At 63.8% G+C, this 17,677-nt stretch carries 14 protein-coding genes (1 of these 14 cut by a window edge); 4 read left to right on the plus strand and 10 right to left on the minus strand.

What is annotated here, in order from left to right; genetic code table 11:
* Window positions 1–2,800, minus strand: partial view of a hydantoinase B/oxoprolinase family protein gene (locus SLT36_RS02735; RefSeq protein WP_432285700.1) — the 5' portion only. Its footprint begins 968 nt before the window's first position; 2,800 of the gene's 3,768 nt are visible here — the first part of the coding sequence; its start codon is at window positions 2,798–2,800; its stop codon lies beyond the left edge, outside the window.
* A 121-nt stretch (window positions 2,801–2,921) separates the two neighbouring features.
* Entirely contained in the window at window positions 2,922–3,503 is a 582-nt protein-coding gene (locus SLT36_RS02740) for a helix-turn-helix domain-containing protein (RefSeq protein ID WP_432285701.1), read from the minus strand.
* Window positions 3,504–3,654: 151 nt separating this feature from the next.
* Between SLT36_RS02740 and SLT36_RS02745 the strand changes: the two genes are divergently transcribed.
* Entirely contained in the window at window positions 3,655–4,857 is a 1,203-nt protein-coding gene (locus tag SLT36_RS02745; RefSeq protein WP_432285702.1) for a glycine C-acetyltransferase, read from the plus strand.
* A 17-nt stretch (window positions 4,858–4,874) separates the two neighbouring features.
* Entirely contained in the window at window positions 4,875–5,897 is a 1,023-nt protein-coding gene (gene tdh, locus SLT36_RS02750) for an L-threonine 3-dehydrogenase (RefSeq protein WP_310325227.1), read from the plus strand.
* Window positions 5,898–6,235: 338 nt separating this feature from the next.
* On the opposite strand, the gene SLT36_RS02755 is transcribed toward tdh, so the two are convergent.
* From SLT36_RS02755 to SLT36_RS02780, 6 genes are read right to left on the minus strand one after another with little or no spacing between them, the layout of a single operon-like run.
* Window positions 6,236–7,324, minus strand: a complete 1,089-nt coding sequence (locus tag SLT36_RS02755; RefSeq protein WP_432285703.1) for a sugar phosphate isomerase/epimerase family protein — start codon at window positions 7,322–7,324, stop codon at window positions 6,236–6,238.
* A gap of 20 nt (window positions 7,325–7,344) precedes the next feature.
* On the minus strand, window positions 7,345–8,163 hold the full coding sequence (locus tag SLT36_RS02760) for an ATP-binding cassette domain-containing protein (protein ID WP_432285704.1): 819 nt from the start codon (window positions 8,161–8,163) through the stop codon (window positions 7,345–7,347).
* Window positions 8,164–8,165: 2 nt separating this feature from the next.
* On the minus strand, window positions 8,166–9,194 hold the full coding sequence (locus SLT36_RS02765; protein ID WP_432285706.1) for an ABC transporter ATP-binding protein: 1,029 nt from the start codon (window positions 9,192–9,194) through the stop codon (window positions 8,166–8,168).
* A 19-nt stretch (window positions 9,195–9,213) separates the two neighbouring features.
* Window positions 9,214–10,077 carry an ABC transporter permease gene (locus SLT36_RS02770; protein WP_432285707.1) on the minus strand — a complete coding sequence of 288 codons (864 nt, stop codon included), beginning with the start codon at window positions 10,075–10,077 and terminating at the stop codon, window positions 9,214–9,216.
* On the minus strand, window positions 10,074–11,117 hold the full coding sequence (locus tag SLT36_RS02775; RefSeq protein ID WP_432285708.1) for an ABC transporter permease: 1,044 nt from the start codon (window positions 11,115–11,117) through the stop codon (window positions 10,074–10,076). Before SLT36_RS02775 ends, SLT36_RS02770 begins: the two co-directional genes overlap by 4 nt.
* Window positions 11,118–11,129: 12 nt before the next feature.
* A complete protein-coding gene (locus SLT36_RS02780; protein WP_432285709.1) occupies window positions 11,130–12,707 on the minus strand; it encodes an ABC transporter substrate-binding protein in 1,578 nt (525 codons plus the stop codon).
* A gap of 478 nt (window positions 12,708–13,185) precedes the next feature.
* On the opposite strand from SLT36_RS02780, the gene SLT36_RS02785 reads away from it, so the two are divergent.
* Both SLT36_RS02785 and SLT36_RS02790 read left to right on the plus strand, forming a co-directional pair.
* Entirely contained in the window at window positions 13,186–13,950 is a 765-nt protein-coding gene (locus SLT36_RS02785) for an aspartate/glutamate racemase family protein (RefSeq protein ID WP_432285710.1), read from the plus strand.
* 314 nt (window positions 13,951–14,264) lie between these two features.
* Window positions 14,265–14,975, plus strand: coding sequence for a GntR family transcriptional regulator (locus tag SLT36_RS02790; protein WP_263005487.1), 711 nt, complete (start codon window positions 14,265–14,267; stop codon window positions 14,973–14,975).
* Window positions 14,976–15,052: 77 nt separating this feature from the next.
* Here SLT36_RS02790 and puuE read toward each other — a convergent pair whose 3' ends face one another.
* Window positions 15,053–16,459, minus strand: coding sequence for an allantoinase PuuE (gene puuE / locus SLT36_RS02795; protein ID WP_432285712.1), 1,407 nt, complete (start codon window positions 16,457–16,459; stop codon window positions 15,053–15,055).
* A gap of 130 nt (window positions 16,460–16,589) precedes the next feature.
* Complete coding sequence (locus SLT36_RS02800) at window positions 16,590–17,522, minus strand: sugar phosphate isomerase/epimerase family protein (RefSeq protein ID WP_432285714.1); 933 nt, start codon at window positions 17,520–17,522, stop codon at window positions 16,590–16,592.
* Window positions 17,523–17,677 lie beyond the last annotated feature (155 nt).

A 17,677-nucleotide genomic window follows, 5' to 3' on the forward strand; every position in this document is an offset into this window, starting at 1 on the left:
CATTGGCGGCGATCTGGGCCTTGAGGTCGGCAATGTTCTGCTGCGGGTTGCGGGCGGGATAGGCGTGGTCGGTCAGCAGGCGGTGGAGTTCATTTTCGCGGAACGTGCCGCGCTCGACGAGACGGAAATTGTCGAACAGCACGCCTTCTTCGTCGACAGTCGTTGCCAGCGGGGTCATCGAGCCGGGTGCAGTGCCGCCGACATCGGCGTGATGGCCACGCGCGGCGACCCAAAAGAGGATCTTTCGTGACTGGCTGCTCTCCCCCCTTGCGGGGGAGAGCCCTTCCCCGTCGAACACCGGCGTGACCACCGTAATGTCAGGCAGATGTGTGCCGCCATTGTAGGGAGCGTTCAGCGCGAAGACGTCGCCGGGATGGATGTCGCCCTCGTTGAGACGGATGATGGTTTCGACCGAGCGATCCATCGAGCCGAGATGCACCGGCATGTGGGGTGCGTTGGCGACCAGCGCCCCCGTGCGGTCGAAGACGGCACAGGAGAAGTCGAGGCGCTCCTTGATGTTGACCGAATAGGCAGTGTTCTGCAGCGTCACGCCCATCTGCTCGGCGATCGACATGAACAGGTTGTTGAACACCTCGAGCATGACGGGATCTGCGGCGGTGCCGATGGCGGCGCGACGCTGCTTTTTCTCGACGCGCCGCATGACGACGTGGTTGCGGGCGCTGATCTCGGCGGTCCAGCCGGGTTCGACCACGATTGTCTGGTGGCTCTCTATGATAAGGGCAGGACCTGGAACCTTGTGGCCGGGCTTCATGCCAGCCCGGCGGAAGGCACCGGCCTCATGCCAGGCGCCTTCGGTGAAGATCTTTCTCGTCTCGGCAGTGGTGGCCGGCTTTTCTTCAAGCGGGGTCTCCTGTTCCGAGAGCCCGCGGGCGCTGCCGTCGCGACCCTCCAGCACCACCGCTTCGACCACGGTCGGCTTGTCTTTATATATGAAGCCAAACTGCGCCTTGTGGGCAGCCTCGAAGGCAGCCTTGGCCTCGGCGATCGAGCCGTGCTCGAAGCCGAGCGGCAGGGCGGTGTCGGTGCCGTCGTAGCGGATATGCAGGACAGGCCGCAGGGCGACATCGTCTTCGGCGATGGCCTGACCGGCGAGCTCAGTCAGCACCTCGGCGCGCAGATTGCCGATCAAGGCCTCGATCTCGGCGCGCGATTCCTCGGCCAGCGGCTTGAGCAGCGCCTGCTGCCGCGAGGCGAAGACCGAGGACAGGCCGATGCCATAAGCCGACAGCAGGCCGGAGAGGGGGTGGATCAGCACCGCCTCCATGCCGAGTGCGTCGGCCACCAGGCAGGCATGTTGGCCACCGGCGCCGCCGAAGCAGTTGAGCAGATACTCCGTGACATCGTAGCCGCGCTGGACCGAGATCTTCTTGATGGCGTTGGCCATGTTCTCGACGGCGATGGTGACGAAACCCTCGGCGACCGCTTCGGGGCTGCGGCCATCACCGATCTCTTCGGCGAGCGCCGCAAACTTCTTGCGTACGACGCGAGCGTCGAGCGGCTGGTCTTGCGCAGGGCCGAAAATAGCCGGGAAGAAATCGGGCTGCAGCTTGCCGAGCATGACATTGGCGTCGGTGACGGCGAGCGGGCCGCCACGGCGGTAGCAGGCGGGGCCGGGATTGGCGCCGGCGGAATCGGGTCCAGCGCGGAAGCGGCCGGCTTCGAAATGCAGCACCGAGCCGCCGCCGGCGGCGACCGTGTGGATGCGCATCATCGGCGCGCGGACACGCACGCCGGCGACCTCGGTGTCGAAGCTGCGCTCGTATTCGCCGTCATAATGGGCGACGTCGGTCGAGGTGCCGCCCATGTCGAAACCGATGACCTTGTCGAAGCCGGCAAGCTTGGCCGTCTCGACCATGCCGACGACGCCGCCGGCGGGGCCTGACAAAAGCGCATCCTTGCCCTGGAACAGCTCGGCGGCGGTGAGGCCGCCGGAGGACATCATGAACATGAGGCGAGGGTTTTTGCCGTCCCCCTTGTGGGCAGGGTCGGGGCGCAATACCGGGGTCGAGGTAGACTTCGTCGCACTGTCACCCCCACCTCGTCCGTCTTCGCCGTCCGACCCTGTCCACAAGGGGGACGGCAAAACGTCCAATTCCCCTGCCACCTGCCGGACATAGCGCGACAGGATCGGCGACAGATAGGCATCAACGACAGTCGTATCCCCACGCCCGACCAACTTGATCAGTGGCGAAACCTCGTGGCTGACCGACACCTGGGAGAACCCACATTTGCGGCAAACGGCGGCGACGGCGCGTTCGTGCTCGGGGAACTTCCAGGCATGCATGAAGACGATGGCGACGGCATCGATGCCGTCGGCCCTGGCCTGCAGCAGCTGCGGCTTGATCTCCGCGATATCGAGAAGGCGCTCTACGGTACCGTCGACCCGCACCCGCTCGTCGACCTCGACGACACGTTCATAGAGTTGCTCGGGCAGGATGATTTCCTTGGCGAAGATGTCCGGGCGGGCCTGGTAGGCGATGCGCAGGGCATCGCGGAAACCCTTGGTGATGAGAAGAAGGACGCGGTCGCCCTTGCGTTCGAGCAGCGCATTGGTGGCAACCGTCGTGCCCATCCTGATGTCACCGATGCTGCCGGGCGGAATGGCCGCTCCCGGCGCCAGGCCGAGCAGGTCGCGAATGCCCTGGATGGCGGCATCGCGATAGGCCTCGGGATTTTCCGACAGCAACTTGCGGGGGTGGAGGCGACCATCAGGGTCGCGGCCGATGACGTCGGTGAAGGTGCCGCCACGGTCGACCCAGAAATCCCACCTGCCGGACATGACGCTCTCCCTTTTCGCGGTCGCGGCGCGTCGACGAACGGTGCCGCTTGGCTGGGAGGAAGCGGCAGGCTTGCTGCCCCGTCAAGAGCAGAAAATCCGCGCCAGTCCGTGCCTGATGGGATTAGTTGTCCTGGTCGTAAAGAACGACCATCAGCGCTCGGGCGGTTTCCGAGCCGCTATTGGTGATTTCGTGGGATACGTCGGCGCGATAGCGCGCCGTCTCGCCTGTCTTCAGCGCCTGCCGTCCCATCTCGGTTTCCACCGATAGGCCGTCAGTGTGTGCAGTCAGATGCTCGAAAGTGCCGGGCGCATGCGGCGCGCTTTGCAGCTTGCAGCCAGGCGCGATCTCGACCTCGTACCATTCGATACGGCCGGCCAGGGCCGGCGAACTCAGGATACGCAGCCGCCAAGCCCCGTCAGGGCTCTTGATTTCAGGTGTCAGCGCCAGCGTCACCAGTTCGATGGCCTCTGCCTTACGCTGGTGGGTGATGCCGCCCGCGATGAGCTGGGAAAAATCGATGCCGAGGGCCTGGGTCAGCGACCACAGAACGGCGAATGTCGGGTTGGCCTCGCCGCGCTCGATCTGCGACAGCATTGAGCGCGAAACGCCCGAAATCGCCGCAAGCCGGTCGAGCGTCAGGTGGCGCTCCTTGCGTTCCTTCTGGATTACCGGGCCGATCTTCGGCGCGTCGTTCACTTCCATGTCGCCTCCCCCAAAAAGCGGCCCACTGATAGCACCGGCTTGGCCGTCCTGCGAGGCATTTGCGTCTGGTTCGCTGGCCCAACGGGATTCCACTAGACTTGCCATCATATCCATTATATCGGAATTTCCACCTTAATGGATGGAGAGACCGTTGAACCAGGATTTCCTTTCCCACATCTCGAACGTTCTCCAGGGCATCGAGGCCGACGGTCTCTACAAGCGAGAGCGCCAGATCTCCGGCATGCAGGCCGGCCGTATCAAGGTGAAGGGTCCGGATGGCGACCGCCAGATGGTCAATCTCTGCGCCAACAACTATCTCGGCCTCGCCGACAATGCCGATATCCGCAAGGCGGCGGCAACTGCTCTCGACGAGTTCGGCTTCGGCATGGCCTCGGTGCGCTTCATCTGCGGCACCCAGACGCTGCACCGCGAGCTCGAGCACGCCATATCAGACTATCTCGGCAAGGACGATGCGATCCTGTTCGCTGCCTGCTTCGACGCCAATGGAGCGCTGTTCGAGCCGTTGCTCGGCGCCGAGGACGCCATCATCTCCGACAGTCTGAACCATGCCTCGATCATCGACGGCGTCAGGCTCTCCAAGGCCAAGCGGCTCCGCTACGCCCAGGGCGACATGGACGACCTGGAGACCCAGCTCAAGCAGGCCGCCGCTGACGGCGCGCGCTTCAAGCTGGTCGTCACCGACGGCGTGTTCTCGATGGACGGCCACGTCGCCAAGCTCAAGCAGATCTGCGATCTCGCCGAGCGCTATGGCGCCATCGTCGCCGTCGACGATTGTCATGCCACCGGCCATATCGGCGAACAAGGCCGCGGCACGCCGGCGCTGACGGGCGCCGGCAACCGCGTCGACATCGTCACCGGAACGCTGGGCAAGACGCTTGGCGGCGCGATGGGCGGCTTCATCGCGGCGTCGCAGCCGATCATCGACCTGTTGCGCCAGCGCGCCCGTCCTTACCTCTTCTCCAACAGCCTGGCGCCAGCCGTTGCCGCCGGCTCGCTGAAGGCGATCGAGATCGCACGTGGCGCCGACGATTTGCGTGCAAAACTCGGCCGCCACACCACACGCTTCCGCGATGGCCTGACCCAAGCCGGCTTCACGCTGCTTCCCGGCGAGACGCCGATCATCCCGGTCATGCTGGGTGATGCGGTGCTGGCGCAGCGAATGGCCAAGGCGCTCGACGAGCGCGGCGTCTATGTCGCCGGCTTCTTTTATCCCGTGGTGCCTCAGGGCAAGGCGCGCATCCGCACCCAGATGTCGGCAGCGCTCGACGAGCAGGACATCACCTTCGCCATCGACGCCTTTGCCGACGCCGGCAAGTCGCTCGGCATCATCTGAGTTTCAGGAGTTTTCCCATGCGCGCACTGGTCAAGGCCAAGGCTGAACCCGGCATCTGGATGGAAGACCGGCCCGTACCGCAGGTCGGCCCCGACGACGTGCTGATCAAGGTCAACAAGACAGGCATCTGCGGCACTGACATCCACATCTACAAATGGGACGAATGGGCGGCCAAGACCGTGCCGGTATCGATGATAACAGGCCACGAATATGCCGGCGAGATCGTCGAACTGGGTTCGCATGTGCGCGGCTTCAAGGTCGGTCAGCGCGTGTCGGGCGAAGGCCATGTCATCGGCATGCGCAGCCGCGCCAGCCGCGCCGGCCGCTACCATCTCGATCCGGAGACCCAAGGCATCGGCGTCAACCTGCCCGGCGCCTTCGCCGAATATGTCCGCATCCCCGCCTTCAACGTGGTGCCGCTGCCCGACACCATCGACGACGAGCTCGGCGCCATCCTCGACCCGCTCGGCAACGCCGTACATACGGCGCTGTCCTTCGACGTTGCCGGCGAGGACGTGCTGATCACCGGCGCCGGCCCGATCGGTATCATGGGTGCGGCGGTGGCGCGGCATTGCGGCGCGCGCCATGTGGTCATCACCGACGTCAACCCCAAGCGCCTCGAACTCGCCACCCAGGTCGCCGACGTCACGCCCGTCAACGTCGCCGAGGAAGACCTGCGCGACGCCATGGCGCGGCTACGCATGCGTGAGGGTTTCGACGTCGGCTTCGAGATGAGCGGCTCGCCCGCCGCGTTCGACCAGTTGATCGAACACACGCTGATGGGCGGCCGTATCGCGCTGCTCGGCGTGCCGGCAAAGCCGTTCCCGATCGATCTTTCCAAGATCGTGTTCAAGATGATCACCCTCAAGGGCATCTATGGCCGCGAGATGTTCGAGACCTGGCACAAGATGCTGGCGATGCTGGAGAGCGGGCTCGATATCCGCAAGGTGATCACCAGCCGCATGAAGGCCGACGACTACCAGGCCGCCTTCCATAACGCCGCCAATGGCGAAGCGGGGAAGATCGTGCTCGAGTGGTAGGCTACTACACGCCTGCTGAAGACAAAAAGGGCCGCGCCGACTGCGCGGCCTTTTTGTTGGGGCACGTTCGCAAGCGATTGACGTGTTCGCCCAGCAACCCCTCTCCGCCTCGCTGCGCTCGGCACCTCTCCCCAAAGGGGCGAGGAACCCAGGTTCTGAACGCTCAACGAGACTTCAGATACGTGCCAGCGTCTGTCCAGCTTGGGTTCCTCGCCCCTCTGGGGAGAGGTGGCCCGAAGGACCGGAGAGGGGTTTGATGACAAACAATCAGCGGCAAAAAGAAAAACCCGCGGAAGCTGCCTTCCGCAGGTTTTGCCGTTCGCAGTCGATAAACCGGCCTACGCCGCCTTCTGCAGTGGCAGGCCGAGCTCCTGGCAGATGCCCCTGACGTGGGCGGCACTTGTCTTGATGTAGTCGACCGTCTCGGCATAGTGGTAGTTCTTCACAGCCCAGGCAGCGAAGCTTTCGCGGTCCAGGACCTCGCCGCTGGCGATGCGGGCAGCGTAGTCCTGCACCATCTTCATATAATCGGCATACTCCTCGACACTGAGGTCGGGATGGCCTTCGAGCCATTTGGGATCGGCGATCTCTATGATCATCTTGGGCGGGTTGCGCGGCCGGTCCGAGAAAGATTCGTAGTTTTCGATCGACAGGTTGAGATCGGGATTGGCGGCGGCCAGGATCGGCATGATGGCGCGGAAATCGACGACGCCGCCGCCGCAAGGGCGCATCTGGAAATCGAGCACCTCGCCGTCATAGGCAATCAGCGCGTCCTTGATGTGGGACTGGCGTACATAAGGCGCCACGCGCCTGGCCGCCCAGACCGGGTGCTCGGCGCGCTGCAGCACGTTGGCCGTATCGAAGACGATGCCCGTCGTATCCGGCCCGACCTCCTCGACCAGCCGTACCAGTTCGAAGGAGGTGATCTCCTCATGCGTCTCGAGGTTGAGATGGATGCCGAGGTCGCGAGAGATCGGCGCGAGCTTCTTGAGGAAGCGCGCGGTGGCGTCGAGCTGCTCGGACCAGGTCACGTCGGTGCGGAAGCGGTCGTAGGCGAAGCGGCCGGTATAGACCGGCTTGTAGTTGGCGGTCGCCACCCAGAGTTCGCGGCAGTCGATGGCGGCACAGGCCTCCATCATGCGGCGGAAGCCGAGCACGATGTCGCCGTCGCCGATGAGGCGCAGTTCTGGCGCCTCGGGCGTGGCATAAGGATTGACCTTGCCGAGGCCGGTTTCGAGATACATGCCGAGTTCGTCGGCGCGCTGTTTGATCTCGCCGAGATAGCCGGCATCCAGCGTCGGGCTCATGTCAAGCACGGTGCGGAAGAACAGGCCCTCCATGCCCAGCTCCTTGGCATGATCGAAGCTGGCCACAGGTCCGCGCTTGGTGGCTTCGGGAATCTTGCGGCCATCGACACCGATACGCATCGGCAGTCTCCTTGGTAATGTCAGTTTGCGGTTTCGAGGCGGCGCGCTGCACGGCGGGCGCGGCCGACGACGGGATCGGGTACCGGCACCGCCGCCAGCAACGACTGGGTGTAAGGCATGCGGGGGTTGCCGAAGATTTCGTCGCGCGAACCCTGCTCGACGACCTTGCCCTTGTGCAGCACGACGATCTTTTCGCAGAGATGGCGGACAACCGCCAAGTCGTGCGCAACGAAGACGATGGCGAGGTTCAGCTTCTTCTGCATGTCCTGGAGCAGGTTTATGACCTGCGCCTGCACCGACACGTCGAGGGCCGCCACCGGCTCGTCGCAGACGAGGATGCGCGGGCGGATGACAAGCGCGCGCGCAATGGCGATGCGTTGGCGCTGGCCACCGGAGAAGGAGCGCGTGTAGCGGTCCATGTCGTTGGGGTTGAGGCCGACCATCTCCATCATCTCGGCGACCCGCTTGCGGCGTGCAGCCGCCGTCGGCTCGAGCTTGTGGATCAAAAGTCCCTCGCCGATCAGCTCCTCGACCGTCATGCGCGGGTTGAGGCTGCCATAGGGGTCCTGGAACACCATCTGCACTTCGCGGCGGAAGCGCCTGAGCTCCTCGCCCTTGGCATGGATGACGTCGATGCCGTCATACGTGATCGCACCGTCTTCCGGCTTGATCAGCGCCAGCATGCATTTGGCGATCGTCGATTTGCCGGATCCCGATTCACCAACGAGGCCGATGGCCTCGCCGGTGTCGATGTTGAGCGTGACGTCGTGCAGCACCTTGGCCGGCGGGTTGGGGAAGGCATTGTATGACTTGCTGATGCTGTCGATGGACATGAGCATGGTCAGGCGCCCTTTCCTTCTGGCAGTCGGCCGTCATGCTGGCGGCCGTCATGCAGGTGGCAGGCGACGCGCGACAGACCGACCGGCAACAGCACGGGCAGGTCCTTGTCGCAGCGTTCGAAGCGCTGATCGCAGCGCGGATGGAACGGGCAACCGCCCGGCCGCGCCAGTGGTGGCGGCGGCGCACCTGGGATGGCGTAGAGCGTGTTGAGATCCTGGTCGATGCGCGGCACCGCCTTGATCAGCCCTTGTGTGTAGGGATGGCTCGGCCTGGCGAAGACGCTCGCGACTTCGCCATCCTCGACGATGCGGCCCGAATACATGACCATCACCCGTTCGGCGAAGCCGGCGACGACTCCGAGGTCATGGGTGATGAACAGCACTGCCAGACCACGGCGCGTCGACACGTCGTCGAGCAGGTCGAGCACCTGGTCCTGCACGCGCACGTCGAGCGCCGTCGTCGGTTCGTCGGCGATCAGCAGCCGCGGCTCGCCGACCAGCGCCATCGCCAGCACGACGCGCTGGCGCATGCCGCCGGAGAATTCGTGCGGATAGGCATCGAGGCGTTGGGCGGCGCGGTCGACGCCGAGCTCGTCGAGCACGGCGAGCGCCCGCTTGCGTGCCTCGGCCTTGCCGATGCCTCGGATGCGCAGCGTCTCGGCGACCTGGTCGCCGATGGTCATCAGCGGATCGAGGAAGCTCATCGGATCCTGAAAGACCATGGCAATGGAGCTGCCGCGCAGCCTGCCCATGTCACGGTCCGACAGCTTGAGCAGGTCGGTGCCGTCGAAGTCGACCCGGCCGGACAGTTTGGCCAGGCGGTCGAGCCGCATCAACGCGCGTGCCGTCAGCGACTTGCCCGAGCCGGACTCGCCGACCAAGGCGACACGCTCGCCGATACCGATGCTGAAATCGACGCCATCGACGATGCGGACGCTCGCGCCGCTGCGGCCAAGCGGCATGTCGACTGTCAGCTTGTCGACGGTGACGAGAGGCGGACGAAGCGGGGTAACAGTGGACTGGTCGGGCATGGGGTGCACGGTCCTCATCTCAGTTGCCCCTCAAGGACGGATCGCGGCGGACCTGGATGATGTCGCCGAGCAGGCCGAAGGCGATCGAGGTAATGGCAACCGCCGCACCGGGAGCGACGACGGTCCACCAGGCGGTCGAGACATAGCCGCGGGCGGCGGCGATGGTGGCGCCCCATTCGGCGCTCGGCGGCTGGGCGCCGACGCCGATGAAGGACAGGCTCGCCAGCACAAGCACCGTCGTGCCGATGTCGCCGGCCCATTTGACGATCAAGACGTCGAGCGAATTGGGCAGCACATGCTTGGTCATCAGCCGCCACTTCGACACGCCGAGCACCTGGGCGCCGGCGACGAAGGGCTGCTCCATGGTCTGGCGCATGATGCCGCGCAGCATGCGGGCGGTGATCGGCCAGCCCGTTATGGCCATGGCGATGATCGCCGAGCGCAGGCTGGCGCCCATGGCGGCGGCGAAGCCGAGCGCCACGATCATGCCGGGCAGTGCCAGGCCGATGTCGGTGATGCGCATCAGGCCCTCGTCGAGCCAGCGCGGACCGGCGGCAGCGACTGTGGCAAGCGTGACGCCGATCAGCGAATAGAGCGTTACCACCAGGAAGGCCGAGAGCAGGGTCGTCTGGGCACCGACGATGAGGCGCCAGAACACGTCGCGGCCCTGGTCGTCGGTGCCGAACCAGTTGGCCGCACTCGGCGGCATCAGTGAGTTGGCGATGTCGGAATTGTAGATGCTGTCCGGCGCCAGGAACGGACCGAAGACGGCGATCGCCAGCAGCGCTATGACAAGCGTGAAGACGAAGATCTCGAAGGCACTGAAGCCTTCCTTGCGGCGGGCAGTTGCCGGCTGGGCGATGGCGGTCATTGGGGCGTTCATTGGCCTTGGCTCCCCAGTTGTGCGGCGCGGATGCGCGGGTCGACAAGAAGCTGGAGGATGTCGACGATCAGGTTGACGAGGCAGACGACGGTGCCGATGAACATCACCGACCCCAGCACGGCGAAGGCGTCCTTCTGGGCGACGGCATTGAACATGTAGGCGCCGATGCCCTGGCGGGCGAAGACGGTCTCGACCAGCACTGCCGAGCCGATCATCGCGCCGGCCTGGGTGCCCGAAAGCGTCAGCACCGGATTGAGGCTGTTGGGCAAGGCGTGGCGCACCAACATATGGCGAGCGGTGGCGCCCTTGGCTCGCACGGCCATGATGAAGTCCGAGCGTAGCACACCGAGCAAGGCAGCCCGCAACGTGCGGAAAATCTGGGTGGCGAACAGCGCCGCCAGCACGGCCGCCGGCAGCATGATGTGGTGCAGCGTATCGAAGAAGCCGGCAAAGTTCCCGGCGATCAGGGCATCGAGGGTCGGCGCACCAGTGACGACCGGCGAGTTCATGCCATAGCCCTGCTGGCCCGAGATCGGCACCACGCGCCAGACGCTGCCCAGCACATATTGCAACACCAGCGCGAGCCAGAAGGCGGGCATGCCGCCGAGCATGACGGCGGTGACGCGGCTGGTCGTGTCGAAGACGCCGCCCTGGCGGTAGGCGGCAATGATGCCGGCCGGGATGGCGACCGCCAGATTGAGCAGCATGGCAATGAAGACGAGCTCCAGCGTGCTCGGCAGCACCTTTTCGAGATCGGCCAGAACAGGCTGGAGGGTAACGATCGACGTGCCCAGGTCGCCGCGCAGGAGGCGACCCAGGAAGCTCAGATATTGCATGATGACCGGGGCATCGAGCCCCAGCCTTTCACGCACCGCCTCGATCTGGGCGGCGGAGGCGTCCGCGCCGGCGGCCATCTGGGCCTCGTCGCCGGGCATCAGCTTGATCATCAGGAAGACCAGCGAGGCCAATCCCCAAAGGGTCAACAGTGTCAGGCCCAGACGTCGGCCGAGGAACCAGGAATAGGCGCGGAACGCGAGCATCTCAGACCTCGCTTACGGCTTGGCGAGCCGGAAGTCCGCCGGCTCGGCGGGCGTGGCGAGCATGCTGGCCTTGAGGTCTGCAAGCGTGCCGACACGGTAGGCGGCTGGCTTGTAGACACCATACATGTCGACCATCACGGAGTCATTGTCGAGAATGGTCTGGACCTGCTTGTAGATGTCGCAACGCTTGGCGTCGTCGGCGGTGGCAAGAGCCGTGTCGAGCAGCTTGTCGACCTCGGAATTGGCATAGCCGGTACGGTTGGTGCCGATCGCATCCGACTTGTAGCCCTTGACCAGCATGATGCCGGCTTCGGGGAACTGGGCGAAGTCCTCGAGCAGCATCATCTGCGGGATCGAATTCGGATCCTTCAGGCTGGCGAGATAGTTCGGGAAGGCGATCGGCTCGAGCTCGAGCTCGACGCCGATCTCGCGCAGGTTGGATTGGAACAGCGTCGCTTCCTGCTTCTGCAGCTCGAACACCGGCTGGAAGTTCATCTTGAGCTTAAGATTGGCCGCGCCTGCTTCGGCGAGCATCGCCTTGGCGGCGTCGAGATCCCGCTTCACCTCTGGCAGTTCAGGACGGCAGTCGAGGCGGGCCGGCAGCGGGCCATTGGCGATCTTGCCGTTGCCCCCACGGATGCCACGCAGACCTCCGGCATAATCGTAGACCATGCGCAGCGCCTTGCGTACCTTGGGATCGGCGGTCGGACCGACCTTGGTGTTGAACAACACTTCCGTCTGGTAGCTGGTATTGATCGGCACGACCTTCAGCGCCGGGTCGGTGGCCATGGCGGCGGCATCGCGATCGGCAAAGCCGAAGGCGACGTCGATGTTGCCGGCGCGGAGTTCGTCGCGACGCGTCGAGCTTTCGTCGATGCGGCGGAAGACGATGGATTCGGGGCGGCCGGCTTCGACTGCCCAGTAGCCGGGGAACAGGTCGATCACCACGGCCTGCGACTGGTCGCCCAGCACGTAGGCGCCGGAGCCGGCATCATGCGCCTGGAGCCAACCCTGGCCGTCATCGGCGCCCTTGTTGGCTTCAACCAGTGCCGAATTCAGGATGTAGACCTTGCTAAGCGACGGCAGGAACAGCGTGTTCGGCTTGGACAGGTTGATGGTCAGATGGGTGTCGTCGGTGACGGTGGTCGAATCATAGCCGTCGATCAGCGAGGCGACGCCGGTGCCGAGGCGCTTCAACCGGTCGAGCGTGTAGGCGACGTCCTTGGCAGTCAGCGCCGTGCCGTCATGGAACTTCACATCGGGACGCAGCGTGAACGTGATCGACTTGGCGTCATCGGCATAGGCGTATTCTGTCGCCAGCGAGCCGATGAGCTTGGTGTCGTCGTAAGTCACCAGCGTATCATAGACGGCGCTGATGATCGTGTTGGTCTGGTTGTAGTCGGCGCGCAATGGGTCGAGCGTGTTGATCTGGCCACCGAGGCCGACAATGATCGTGTGCTCGCGATCCGCGGCAATGGCCGCCGAGCCGCCGAAACCGACCGCCACGGCAAGGGCCGCGCCCCCGACTGTCGCCAGAAACTGTCGCCGGCTGCCTGACAGCGCGGAGAAGGCCGAGAAGAAAGCATGCATGATTGTCGCTCCCATATGCTGAATTAACTCTGCCTTTTCGCAAAGGCGCTCCCATCACTTTTGTATCCGATTTTTCTCCCAGTGGATACATAAATGTTGCGTGATGTGTGCACACGCCAACGGCTTCCAGCCTTCGCGAAAAACATTGCATAAAAACAGTTACTTAAGATTCCTTCCGGAAGACCTCTGCGCCCGCCTCGTGAAAAATGCGTTCCTCGTCGCAGCCGTGATGATGGATCCAACCCGGTATCGATCTGTCATTTTTCATCCGACACGATGCCGGTTTCGCGGGCAGATTGCTCGCCTTCTGGGCTGAACTGCATCCAATTTTTGGATACAAACTTTACATCTTATCTGATACAATGGTATCAAGACCGAGCTGAAGATGCTTCGCAAAAGGCGTCCGCGTCCCGACTCTCACACCATCGTGCTGTTGCGCGAGGGGCGGAAGCAAAGACCGTAATATCAAAGGAATTCGATGCGCCGCCTGCCTCGCCTGCTCGTCATCAACCCCAACACCTCGACCGGCGTCAGCCAGGTCATCGACGCACTCGTGCGCGAAGAGGTGGCGGGCGCAGCAGAGGTGCAGACCGTCACCGCCAGTTTCGGCTTCAGCTACATCTCGACCCGTGTCGCGGTTTCGATCGCCGCACACGCCGTGCTTGACGCAGCCGCCAAGGCCATTGGTGAGGGTGCGAGGCCCGACGCAATCGTACTCGCCTGCTTTGGCGACCCCGGCCGCGAGGCGCTCGCCGAGATGACCGGGCTGCCGGTGATCGGATTTGCCGAAGCCGGCCTGCTGGCCGCAGCGGCTATGCCGGGTACCTCGCTCGTTTCGACCAACGGCACGGTCTGGTGCGAAATGCTCGGCGAACTGGTGCTGAAACTCGGCCTCGGCAACAGGATAGCCGGTATCCGGTCCATCGAGTCTGTGGCCGACGATGCACGATCCATCGCCAGCTTCCTGGCGATGGAAGCCAAGGCACTCGGGGCTGAACGTGTCGTCTTGGGCGGCGCCGGGCTGATCCCTGTTTTGGCCGAGGTCATCGTGGCTGCGGAAGTGCCGGTTCTCGACCCCCACCGCATCGCCATCGGCAAGGCGCTACGCCTGGCGGCAGACCCACAGCCGGCCGCGGTGGATGCACCCGCGCCTGCGACCGAAACCTTCGGCCTGTCGCCCTTCCTGAAGCAGGCACTGGGCCAGCCAGCACCCCAACTGCAGCGCCAGAGCGGCGGGAGCTGAGCGGCTGCCGATCAGTCGAAAATCAGCTCATTTTCAAATCGTATTCAAAAGTCCTTACGATTGCGCGCAATAGTTTTCGCTATTGTATTAGAAAACATGTGCTAGAGTGGCAGCAATGTAAACAAGGCGCCTGCGCTGGCTTGCAGCGGAGGGAATTCGGCGGCAATGGCACGCCCGCTGCATCGTACGACACCGGCTAATATAAAACGAATAACGAAGCAAGGCTTGCATTCCTCTTGTCTTCCGCCGTGCGCCGATGCATCTGAGACGTAGCATTGTTGCGCGCTGCCTGTACAACTCTGGCTGGTGAGGGAATGGCGAAAGCTGCGAATACTGATCTCGACGAGAAAGCCGGATCGAAGATCGATGCGATCTATCAAGCTCTGTTCAGGGCCATTCTGGCGCGCGAACTGACACCCGGCACAAAGCTCAGCGAAGAATCGATCGGCGCGCTGTTTTCTGTCAGCCGCACCATCGTGCGCGCCGCGCTCAACCGTCTGCACACCGAATCACTGGTCGAGTTCCGGCAGAATCGCGGCGCCTTCGTCGCCAGCACGACGCCCGACGAGGCGCGCCAGGTGTTCGAAGCGCGCAACGCCATCGAACGCGAAATCTTCTCCAAACTGGCGACCGTCGTCACCGACAAACAGATCGCAATGCTGGAACAGCATCTGGAAAAGGAACACAGCATCCGCCACGCCGGCGACCATACGGCGGCGATCGTCGCCTCCGGCGAGTTTCATCTGCTCGCCGCACAGATGGCCGGCAACGAGGTGCTCGCCGGTTTCCTCAAATCGCTGATCTCGCGGACGTCGCTGATCCTCGCCCAGCACAGCACACATCAGGAAACCGACTGCAGTGTCGACGAACATGTGGCGATTCTGCAGGCGCTCAGGGCCCGCGATCCCAAGGCCAGCGCCGACGCCATCATCGAGCATCTGCAGCAGGTGTTCGAGCAGGCCAATATCGGCCAGACCAAGCGCACCAAGCGCAACCTCAGCGAAATTCTGTCGCGTTACGCCTGAGGCAAATCGGCATTCTCGACGCGTCGCTCGAAACCCGCTTGCGGGTCTTGAGCGACGTGTTCGCCATAGATCCTGACCTAGGCCGAGAACCGTGCCTCGACCTGGATCTCCGCCAGCCGCTCGACCTGGCCATAGGTGACGGCCAGTTCGGTGTCGCGGTCCGTCTCGATCCGCGCGCCCAGCGAAGCCAGTAGGGATGCGGTGGTGTAGTTGCGCACGACAAAGATGGCGCCGAAGCCAAATTTTTCCTCATGGGCGCCGAGCAGTTCCAGCAGCAGCTGCTGCTGGAAGGCGGTCATGACATCGAGGCTGTTCGCGTCCTTTTCGTCGGCGACGATGCTTGCCGCCTTGATACGCGGGTCGAGCGGCGTGTACTCCTTCAGCACCTCGAACTTCTCGGCCTCGCTGGCAGCACGAAACTGCGTGCGCAGCGCAAAGAACAGCCCAAAGGGGCTGTCGTTGACCGGAGCCAGTTCGCCGTCGAAGGTGCGTTCGGCGAGCAGTTCACCGCCGCGGAAGCACTGGCCGAAGGTCTCGACAAACCCAACCTTGTCCATCTGCGACGGCACCAGCTTCGGCTTGACGTAAGGATGCTGCTTCGCCCAATGATCGGCGATGTCGATGCGGCGCGCGATCCAGACCTTGTCGTGGCTTTGCACATGTTCGATGAAGCGCTTGAGCGCCGCAATACGGCCGGCGCGACCGACGAGGCGGCAATGCAGGCCGATCGAAAACATCTTCGGCCGGCCGGCCGCCCCTTCGGCATAGAGATAGTCGAAGGTGTCCTTGAGATAGGCGAAGAACTGGTCGCCGGAATTGAAGCCGTTCGGTGTGCCGAAGCGCATGTCGTTGGCTTCGAGCGTATAGGGGATGATCAATTGCGCGCGGCCCTGATGCTCGCGCCAGTAGGGCAGGTCGTCGTCATAGGTGTCGGAGACGTAGGCGAAGCCGCCCTCCTCGGAGACCAGGTCGACGGTGTTGACCGAGCAGCGGCCGGTGTACCAGCCGGTGGGGCGCTCGCCGGTGGCCAGCGCGTGCAGGCGGATCGCTTCCTTTATCTGGGCACGCTCCTCATCGGCCGGCATGTCCTTGTGCTCGACCCATTTGTAGCCATGGCTGGCGATTTCCCAATCGGCCTGCTGCATGGCGCGCAACTGTTCAGGTGCGCGCATCAGCGCGGTTGCGACGCCATAGACAGTGACCGGCACGTCGAGGTCGGTGAACAGGCGATGCAGCCGCCAGAATCCGGCGCGGGCGCCATATTCGTAGACCGACTCCATGTTCCAGTGGCGCTGGCCCGGCCACTGCGCAGCACCCGGGATTTCCGACAGGAAGGCCTCGCTGGCGGCATCGCCATGCAGGATGTTGTTTTCGCCGCCTTCCTCGTAGTTGAGCACGAACTGCACGGCGACATTGGCGCCGCCCGGCCAGTTGGCATGGGGCGGGTTCTCGCCGTAGCCGCGCATGTCTCGAGGGTAACGCATGAAGGCCTCCTTGGGTGCGCGGTCGCTTCCCGCGCGAATGACTGCGTGTTGACGTCCGACGTCGCGGCAAAGCCCGACGCTCGAAATGCTACTCAGTGTAAAAATCGTATCCAATAATGCGGCGAGAAGACTATGGCAGGCCTCTACGCAATGCCTGTGTCAGCCGCGCGACAGGCGCCGCCTGGTCCCACGGCACCTGGCGCGTTCCAAACTTCGCTGCCATCGCCAGCACCGAGGCGAATTCTTCGACGGCAACCGGCGGCTGGTTCTTGAGCCAGTGCCGGTCGAACACCGGCATAGCGAACTGGCCGGCATGCATCTCGATCCAGACTTTCGCGTCGGGCAGCAGCGGCCTGATACCATTCCAGTCGACAAAACCTTCGCCGAGCGGTGCAAGGAAGCGTCGGATACCGTTTTCCTGGAAACGCATGACGGCATCATCGACATAAAGCTGAGTGGCATATGGCGCAACACGCCGGGCCGCCGCGACAGGATCTTCCAGCCGGCAGAGCACGTTGACCGGGTCGAAGGCCACACCGAGCACATCGGCCCCGATCCTTTCGACCAGCGCCACGATCTCTGATGTTGCTATTTCCTCATGCGTTTTGAGCAGCAGCTTCGAGCCATTCCGGCGCAGGGCCGGGGCGCAGCGGCCAAGCAGCTCAGTTACGCCGTCGAGCTGGGCCTGCCAGCTCACATCGGCCTCGAAGCGGTCCTCGATCATGCCGATGATGAAGAACATGTCGCGGATGTCGACACCGGCGGCGAGCTCGACCAATCTCTCGATACCTGCCTGCATGTCGCCGCCACCGGCGTCGACGATTGGCTGGCTGCGGGCGGGCAGCGCCGGATTGACGATGCCGAGCATCGACGAGATTTCCAGGCCCAAGCGGTTCGCCTCGGCGCGGGCGGCGGCCAATTCTGCCGGATCGAGCGTCGGGCTGACGTCGAAGAGTGAGTTGAACAGCAGCCCCTGCAGCCCCAGCTTCGCGGCGGCCTGCAGCGCCTCGACAGCAGTGAGGCTTCTACCGCCCGGCAATGAACTCTTGATGATGCCGATCATGCTGACGCCTCGCCGGAAAAATGGTGCGCAGCAGCCATCTGGGCGCGTCGGACAGCGGCCAGCCTGGCAGCCCAAGCACTTGGATACTATCTTGTATCAAAAAATGCTTGTCAATGGATACAATCGCTGTCATCAGCATCAGACGGAGTTGCCGC

This window comes from Aminobacter sp. BA135 (assembly GCF_050859125.1).
GTDB classification, from domain to species: Bacteria; Pseudomonadota; Alphaproteobacteria; order Rhizobiales; family Rhizobiaceae; genus Aminobacter; species Aminobacter ciceronei.

Coding starts and splice junctions, on each gene's coding strand:
- SLT36_RS02740 (WP_432285701.1), bottom strand. CDS start 3,503: ATGGAAGTGAACGACGCGCCGAAGATCGGCCCGGTAATCCAGAAGGAA.
- tdh (WP_310325227.1), top strand. CDS start 4,875: ATGCGCGCACTGGTCAAGGCCAAGGCTGAACCCGGCATCTGGATGGAA.
- SLT36_RS02755 (WP_432285703.1), bottom strand. CDS start 7,324: ATGCGTATCGGTGTCGATGGCCGCAAGATTCCCGAAGCCACCAAGCGC.
- SLT36_RS02760 (WP_432285704.1), bottom strand. CDS start 8,163: ATGCTCATGTCCATCGACAGCATCAGCAAGTCATACAATGCCTTCCCC.
- SLT36_RS02765 (WP_432285706.1), bottom strand. CDS start 9,194: ATGCCCGACCAGTCCACTGTTACCCCGCTTCGTCCGCCTCTCGTCACC.
- SLT36_RS02770 (WP_432285707.1), bottom strand. CDS start 10,077: ATGAACGCCCCAATGACCGCCATCGCCCAGCCGGCAACTGCCCGCCGC.
- SLT36_RS02775 (WP_432285708.1), bottom strand. CDS start 11,117: ATGCTCGCGTTCCGCGCCTATTCCTGGTTCCTCGGCCGACGTCTGGGC.
- SLT36_RS02780 (WP_432285709.1), bottom strand. CDS start 12,707: ATGCATGCTTTCTTCTCGGCCTTCTCCGCGCTGTCAGGCAGCCGGCGA.
- SLT36_RS02785 (WP_432285710.1), top strand. CDS start 13,186: ATGCGCCGCCTGCCTCGCCTGCTCGTCATCAACCCCAACACCTCGACC.
- SLT36_RS02790 (WP_263005487.1), top strand. CDS start 14,265: ATGGCGAAAGCTGCGAATACTGATCTCGACGAGAAAGCCGGATCGAAG.
- puuE (WP_432285712.1), bottom strand. CDS start 16,459: ATGCGTTACCCTCGAGACATGCGCGGCTACGGCGAGAACCCGCCCCAT.
- SLT36_RS02800 (WP_432285714.1), bottom strand. CDS start 17,522: ATGATCGGCATCATCAAGAGTTCATTGCCGGGCGGTAGAAGCCTCACT.